At 69.5% G+C, this 6,385-nt stretch carries 7 protein-coding genes and 1 pseudogene; 3 read left to right on the top strand and 5 right to left on the bottom strand.

The genetic code is table 11. The annotated features are described in order from the left end of the window. Window positions 1-71: 71 nt before the first annotated feature. Entirely contained in the window at window positions 72-1,292 is a 1,221-nt protein-coding gene (locus ACFVM3_RS35125; RefSeq protein ID WP_378444203.1) for a winged helix-turn-helix domain-containing protein, read from the bottom strand. 59 nt (window positions 1,293-1,351) lie between these two features. Between ACFVM3_RS35125 and ACFVM3_RS35120 the strand changes: the two genes are divergently transcribed. Next, window positions 1,352-1,912 (top strand): GNAT family N-acetyltransferase, encoded by a 561-nt coding sequence (locus tag ACFVM3_RS35120; RefSeq protein ID WP_378444202.1) that lies wholly within the window; start codon window positions 1,352-1,354, stop codon window positions 1,910-1,912. A gap of 66 nt (window positions 1,913-1,978) precedes the next feature. Here the strand turns inward: ACFVM3_RS35120 and ACFVM3_RS35115 are convergent. Next, a pseudogene (locus tag ACFVM3_RS35115) lies at window positions 1,979-2,281 on the bottom strand (GtrA family protein); the annotation flags it as partial. 254 nt (window positions 2,282-2,535) lie between these two features. Between ACFVM3_RS35115 and ACFVM3_RS35110 the strand changes: the two are divergent. Together ACFVM3_RS35110 and ACFVM3_RS35105 are read left to right on the top strand one after the other, a co-directional pair. Further along, the gene (locus tag ACFVM3_RS35110; protein WP_378444201.1) at window positions 2,536-3,057 is read left to right on the top strand and encodes a YqaA family protein; all 522 of its coding nucleotides are present in this window, start codon (window positions 2,536-2,538) and stop codon (window positions 3,055-3,057) included. A 52-nt stretch (window positions 3,058-3,109) separates the two neighbouring features. Continuing rightward, window positions 3,110-3,778: a GNAT family N-acetyltransferase gene (locus ACFVM3_RS35105; protein ID WP_378444200.1), complete on the top strand. Its 669-nt coding sequence runs from the start codon at window positions 3,110-3,112 to the stop codon at window positions 3,776-3,778. Here ACFVM3_RS35105 and ACFVM3_RS35100 read toward each other — a convergent pair. Genes ACFVM3_RS35100 through ACFVM3_RS35090 form a run of 3 tightly spaced genes read right to left on the bottom strand, consistent with a single transcriptional unit; the run spans window position 3,775 to window position 6,328 of the window. Continuing rightward, window positions 3,775-4,224 carry a tetratricopeptide repeat protein gene (locus tag ACFVM3_RS35100; RefSeq protein ID WP_378444199.1) on the bottom strand — a complete coding sequence of 150 codons (450 nt, stop codon included), beginning with the start codon at window positions 4,222-4,224 and terminating at the stop codon, window positions 3,775-3,777. The genes ACFVM3_RS35105 and ACFVM3_RS35100 overlap by 4 nt on opposite strands. After that, entirely contained in the window at window positions 4,221-4,967 is a 747-nt protein-coding gene (dapB, locus tag ACFVM3_RS35095; protein ID WP_378444198.1) for a 4-hydroxy-tetrahydrodipicolinate reductase, read from the bottom strand. Before dapB ends, ACFVM3_RS35100 begins: the two co-directional genes overlap by 4 nt. Then, complete coding sequence (locus tag ACFVM3_RS35090) at window positions 4,964-6,328, bottom strand: M16 family metallopeptidase (protein ID WP_378444197.1); 1,365 nt, start codon at window positions 6,326-6,328, stop codon at window positions 4,964-4,966. The genes dapB and ACFVM3_RS35090 overlap by 4 nt, the downstream gene beginning before the upstream one ends. Window positions 6,329-6,385: the final 57 nt, after the last annotated feature.

Below are 6,385 nucleotides of genomic sequence, written 5' to 3'. Positions count from 1 at the left end.
GTACATGAAGGCCCCCTTCCTTGCGCCTGACGCAAGGAAGGGGGCCTTCATGTACTTCGGTGGTCAAAGCCTCACTGCACCAGGCGCGACAGCACCGGCGCCAGGTCGCCCCGCTCCCCCACCACGACCCCGTCCAGCCCCTGCCAGTCCGCCATCAGCCGCAACTCGCCCGCCAGCTCACTCGCGACCCGCGCGACATCCGCTCCGGGCTCGGCGAAGGCTCCCTGAACGCGAAGCACACCGGCGGCCCGATCGCATTTGAGGTCCACTCGGCCGACGAGTTCGCCGTCGAGCAGGAACGGGAACACGTAGTACCCGTAGATCCGCTTCGGCTCGGGCACGTAGATCTCGATGCGGTAGAAGAAGTCGAAGATGCGCTCGGTGCGGGCGCGTTCCCAGATCAGCGGGTCGAACGGCGACAGCAGGGCCCGGCCGGTGACGCGGCGAGGCGCCTTCGCCGCGACGTGCCGGTACGCCGGGGCGGGCCAGCCGTCCACGGTCACCGGTTCGAGCACCCCTTCCTCGACCAGTTCGGCCACCGCCCGCTTGCTGACGTCGGGGCCGAGCCGGTAGTAGTCCCGCAGATCCGGTTCGGTGCCGATGCCCAGCGCGACGGCCGCGCGCGTGATCAGCTCGCGGGCGCCTTCCTCCGGGCTCACGGTCCGCGACAGGATCTCCGGCGGGACGACGCGTTCGGTCAAGTCGTACAGCCGCTCGAACGACCGGCGCGTGCCGGTGGTCAGCTGCCCCATCCCGAAGAGCCACTCGCAGGCCTTCTTGACCTCGGACCGCTCCCACCACGAGCCGGGTTTGCCACGACCCGAGTCGCTCTCCAGCGCGCGCTCGATACCGCCCGCGCCGATCGGTCCGTGTTCCTTCACGACGGTGAGGATGTCGTCCACCAGTTGCGGCGTCTGCTCCAGCACCCGGGAGTAGTTCGTCCACCAGCCCATGCGTTTCGCCCCGGACCGCAGAAGCGGCCAGTCCGCGATCGGCAGCAGGCTCGCCTCGTGCGCCCAGGTTTCGACCAGCATCCGGGGTTTGCGCGCGGAATGGGACCAGGCCGCGTCGTCCACCAGCGCGGGGTCGTACGCGCCGAGCCGGGAGAACAGCGGCATGTAGTGCGCGCGGACCGCGACGTTCACCGAATCCAGTTGCAGCAATTGGACTCGCGACAGCACGCGCTGCAAATGCCGCCGTGTCACCGCCCCGCCCGGACGTGCTTCGGCGAACCCCTGTGCGGCCAGCGCGATCCGGCGCGCGACCGGCCCGCTGATGGTCGTAGTGCTCATCGTCCGCATGCTGCCATCCACCACCGACAGTTTTCCGTGACACCGCTAATCTGCGCAGCATGGCCGCCGCCGAAGTCCGCCCCGCAGTCGTGTCCGACGCCCCCGAAATCGCCCGAATCCAACGCGACACCTGGCGAAGCGCCTACACGGAGTTGCTCGGCGAAGCGGCTGTCGCCGGGCTCGACATCGAGGAACTCGAAAAGACCTGGGCCGAAACGATCGAGTTCCCGGGCACGCGCGTCTTCCTCGCCACCGAAGGCGAGTTCACCGTCGGTTTCTGTGTCGCCGGCCGCGCTCCGGAGAGCGAGGTGGCCACCGCCGACGGTTCGCTGCCCGACGACGCTTCGACGACGGCGCTCATCGCCTCGCTGCTGGTCGAGCCGCGCTGGGGACGGCGCGGGCACGCGGGACGGCTGTTGGCGAACGCGTCCGCCTGGCTGCGCGAGGACGGTGCCACGCGCGGGATCAGCTGGGTCGCCCAGACCGATCACGCGTCACTGGGCTTCTTCCGCCGCGCGGGCTGGTCGCCCGACGGGACCGTCCGCATCCTCGACACCGGAAGCACGAACGTGCGCGAAGTCCGGCTCACCGGCGGTCTCGACCTCGAGCTCGCTCCCTGACTTCGCGAACACGACCCAGCGCATCACCGAGTACATGAAGACGCCTTCGCACGCCCCGGCGATGAGCCGGGAGAGGCGGTAGTCGACGCCCAGCGCGGCCAGCCCGGCGCCGACGCCGAGCAGGAACGCCACGTAGTTGATGACGATCGCGATGACGTACAGCACCGCCTGTTTTCCGACGGGCGCGTGCGAGCGGAAGTTCATGCTGCGGTTCAGCACGAAGCTCAACCCGAACGCCGTCGCGTACGCGAGCGTGATCGCCAGCCACACCGGAAGGCCGAGCCAGCTCCGGAGCAGGGTCAGCAGGATCAGGTCGACCGCGAAGGTGAACCCGTTGATGAGCGCGAAACCGAGGAAACTCGGCGCCACCAGCCGGGAAAGCCCGAAGGGGAGGCGCCGCACCACGGCCGCGCAGAAGTCGGCGAAGCGATCCGCGAAACCCTGGCCGCGGACCGCGTCGTGCACGTCGGCCACGGCTCCAGCATGGCAGCGGCAGGTGGCCGCGAGCCGACGAACAGGTGATCTTCTGGTGCGGCCCCGAAGCCGGGAACGGGGGCTGGCCCCAGTGCGTCCTGGTTTTCAGCTGATAGCTTGGAGAGAACGAAGATAACGGGGAGGCAACGATGGTGGGCTGGTTGCTCCTGTCGTTCGGCGTCGCCTTCGGCTCCGCGATCCTCCCCGTCGTCAGCATCGAGATGTTCCTCATCGGCCTGTGCGCGAGCCAGCCGACGATGCCGTGGCTGCTGCTCGGCGCCATCGTCGCGGCCGGTCAGGTGGGCGGGAAGACGCTCTACTACCTCGCCGCGAAGGGCACGATCAAACTTCCGAAACCGCTGCACGACCGCCTGCACCGGGAGCGGCCGCCCACCCCGCGCCGGGACAGATGGCGGGCGCGCACCAAGAAGATGCGCGCCCGGCTCGACGCACTGCGCGAACGGTGCCATCGGCATCCGCATTGGATGGCGGGCACGTACGGGGTGAGCTCGGTCGTCGGCCTGCCGCCGTACATGGCCACGAGCGTTCTCGCGGGGCTGGTGCGGATGCCGCTGGCGACGTTCCTGGCCACCGGCTTCCTGGGCCGCTGGCTGCGGTTCAGCCTGCTGGCCGCCTCCCCCGCCCTGTTCGCGGGCTGGTTCCACTACTGAGCGCCGATATTGTGATGCGCGCCATGGCGGCCGCCCCCTAGGGTTTCCGCCCATGCCGACTTCGTCCGCGTATCCACCGTTGAACGTGCAGGTGCACACACCCCGGTTGTCCTTGCTGGGGGCGACGGATGAGCTCCTGGAGCGGTTGGTCCCGACGGTCCGCAAGGGCGTGGTCACCGAACCCCCGTGGCCCTTCGACGATCCGGCCTCGCTCTACGAAGACGGTCCGGAGCGCGAATGGCGCTGGCTGCGCGGGATCTGGCTGGGCCGGGGCCGGGTGAACGAGAGCCAGTGGCGGCTGTACTTCGTCGTGGTCGTCGATGGCGAGCCGGTGGGCATGCAGGATCTGATCGGCATCGACTTCGCCACTTTCGGCACGGTCACCACGTTCTCCTGGCTCGACCCGGACCTGCGTGGCCGTGGCCTTGGCAAGGAGATGCGGCAGGCCGTGCTGCACCTGGCCTTCGAGGGAATCGGAGCCCGCGAGTCGTCCAGCGACGCCTTCGTCGACAACCACGCCTCGAACCGCGTCTCTCAGGCCCTGGGGTATGTGCCGAACGGCGTCACCTGGGACACGCGGCGCGGCGAGCCCGCGCGGATCAAGCAATGGTTGCTCACCCGCGAACAGTGGGCCGAGCGGCGACGGGACGACATCGAACTGGTCGCCGTCCGCGAATGCCTGCCCGTCCTCGGGATCGAGCCCACGCGTTCAGAGGACTAAGTGCGGGAAGCGGCTTCGAGTTCGACGGCGCGCCGCATCGTGGCGCGGGCGCGTTTCCGGTCGCCGGCGATCTCGTACGCGTACGCCAGCCGGTACCAGACGCGCCAGTTCTCCTGGTCCGCCTCGACCTCGGCGCGGCGTTCGTCGAACCACGCGTCGGCCGCGTCGCGATCCACCCGGCCCGAGGGCCGACGGGGCAGATCGGAGACGTCGGGCAAGCCGCCTTCCTCGTCCAGCCGCCGCGAAAGCCGCTGGATCTGGACGCCGGAACGCCAGGTGGTCACGATGATCCAGATCCCGAGCAGCGGCAGCAGCAGGACTCCGACGCCGAAGAGCACCGGCACGGTCTCACCGGTGCGCACCAGCGCGATACCCCGGCCCGCCAGCAGGACGACGTACACGGCCAGCGCCGCCGTCATCACCAGCGCGAAGTTGCGGGCCCTCACAGGTCGAGGATGTTCTCGAGACCGACCGTGAGGCCGGGCCGCGTGAGCACCGAACGCACGCCGAGCAGCACCCCCGGCATGAACGACGTGCGGTGCAGGGAATCGTGCCGGATGGTCAGGGTCTCCCCCTCGCCGCCGAACAGGATCTCCTCGTGCGCCACCAGTCCGGGCAGCCGGACCGAGTGCACGCGGACGTCGTCGACGAGCGCGCCGCGGGCACCGTCCACTTCGGACGTCGTCGCGTCTTCGCCCGGCGCGAGACCGGCTTCCGCGCGGGCTTCGCCGATCAGGCGCGCGGTGTGCGCGGCCGTCCCGGACGGCGCGTCGGCCTTGCGGTTGTGGTGCAGCTCGATGACCTCGGCCGAGTTGTAGAACCGCGCCGCCTGCTGGGCGAACCGCATCGCCAGTACCGCGCCGAGCGCGAAGTTCGGCGCGATCAGCACGCCGAGCGACGGGTCGGCCGCGAGCCACGAGCGCAGCTTCTCCAGCCGCTCCTCGCTGAACCCGGTGGTGCCGACCACGGCGTGGATCCCGTTGCCGGTCAGGAACTCCAGGTTGTCCATCACCGCGTCGGGATGGGTGAAGTCGACGACGACCTGAGCCTGCTTGAGCGCCGCGAAGTCGTCACCGGCGTCGAGCGCGGCGACGAGCTCCATGTCGTCGGCGCCGTTGACGGCGTTCACCACTTCCTGGCCCATCCGGCCGCGTGCGCCCAGCACGCCGACGCGAATTCCAGCGGTCATGATGCGATCACCTCGTGCAGATCGTCCGGAAGGTCGTCGGCGTGAGCGTACGGCCCGACCACCGCCGCCGCCGAGACGCCACCAGGGCGGGCGAGCAGAGTGCGAGCGAGCGCACAGACCTCTTCGGTGGTGACGGCGTCGATCCGCGCCACCGTGTCGTCGACGCCGAGATAGCGTCCGTAGTTCAGTTCGTTCTTGCCGATCCGCGACATCCGCGACGAGGTGTCTTCGAGGCCGAGCACGAGCCCGCCCCGCAACTGCCCCTTCGCCCGCGCGACCTCGGCTTCGCTCAGCCCGTCCTTGCCGACGAGTTCGAGCACCTCGCGGATCACTCCGGCGACCTCGCCGAGCTTTTCCGGCTGGCAGCCCGCGTACACGGCCATGTGCCCGGTGTCGGCGTAGCTCGCGACGGACGAGTACACCTGATACGCCAGGCCGCGCTTCTCCCTGACCTCCTGGAACAGGCGCGAGCTCATCCCGCCGCCGAGCGCGGCGTTGAGCACCGACTGCGCGAACCGGCGGTCGTCGTGCCGCGACAGCGAACGCAGGCCGAGCATCACATGCGCCTGCTCGGTGTCATCGGTGTGCAGCGCGAGCTTCGGCGCCATCGCGATCCGCGCCCGCCCGCCGCGCGGCGGCATCGGCGTCGCCGCGCCGGTCAGCCTGGTCCGCAAAGCCTTGCGCACCAAGCGAAGCACCTGGGTGTGCTCGACGTTCCCGGCGACCGCGAGCACCATCCGCGGCAGGGTGTAGCGGCGCCGGTAGAACCCGCGCAACGCCGAAGCGGACATCTCGACGATGGACTTCTCGCTGCCCAGCACCGGACGGCCCAGCGCGTGGCTGCCCAGGATCGCGCCGACGAACGTCTCATGCAGCAGGTCTTCGGGGTCGTCGTCGCGCATCGAGATCTCTTCGAGCACGACACTGCGCTCGGTCTCGACGTCCTTGTCCGTGCACAGCGCCTCGAACACGACGTCGGTGACGAGATCCATCGCGAGCGGCAGATCCTCGTCGAGCACCTGCGCGTAGTAGCAGGTGTGCTCCTTCGCGGTGAACGCGTTGAACTCCCCGCCGACCGCGTCGATCTCCTCGGCGATCTGGGTGGCGTCCCGGTTCGTGGTGCCCTTGAACAGCAGGTGTTCGAGGTAGTGCGCCGCGCCCTCGACCGACGACGGCTCGTCCCGCGATCCGACCCCGACCCACAGCCCGACCGTCGCCGACCGGGAGGCGGGAACGTGCTCGGTGATGACCCGGAGGCCACCGGCCAGCACACTGCGCTTGACCACCGCACCGTCCGAAGTGGACTCCAGCGTGCGGGTGCTGCCGACGGGCTGTTCGTGCCCGGGAACCTGACGAGCCAACGGATTCCTTACTCACATGTCAGGAAAGGGTCGTTCAGGACGAAAAATGTCCTGAAC

The organism is Amycolatopsis sp. NPDC057786 (assembly GCF_042797905.1).
Taxonomy (GTDB): Bacteria; Actinomycetota; Actinomycetes; order Mycobacteriales; family Pseudonocardiaceae; genus Amycolatopsis.
The sequence above is the reverse complement of the archived record's forward strand: the minus strand, read 5'-3'. Positions and strand labels throughout refer to the sequence as shown.

Excerpts from the sequence above, each read along its gene's own strand:
- ACFVM3_RS35125 (WP_378444203.1), bottom strand. The coding sequence starts at position 1,292 with ATGAGCACTACGACCATCAGCGGGCCGGTCGCGCGCCGGATCGCGCTG.
- ACFVM3_RS35120 (WP_378444202.1), top strand. The coding sequence starts at position 1,352 with ATGGCCGCCGCCGAAGTCCGCCCCGCAGTCGTGTCCGACGCCCCCGAA.
- ACFVM3_RS35110 (WP_378444201.1), top strand. The coding sequence starts at position 2,536 with ATGGTGGGCTGGTTGCTCCTGTCGTTCGGCGTCGCCTTCGGCTCCGCG.
- ACFVM3_RS35105 (WP_378444200.1), top strand. The coding sequence starts at position 3,110 with ATGCCGACTTCGTCCGCGTATCCACCGTTGAACGTGCAGGTGCACACA.
- dapB (WP_378444198.1), bottom strand. The coding sequence starts at position 4,967 with ATGACCGCTGGAATTCGCGTCGGCGTGCTGGGCGCACGCGGCCGGATG.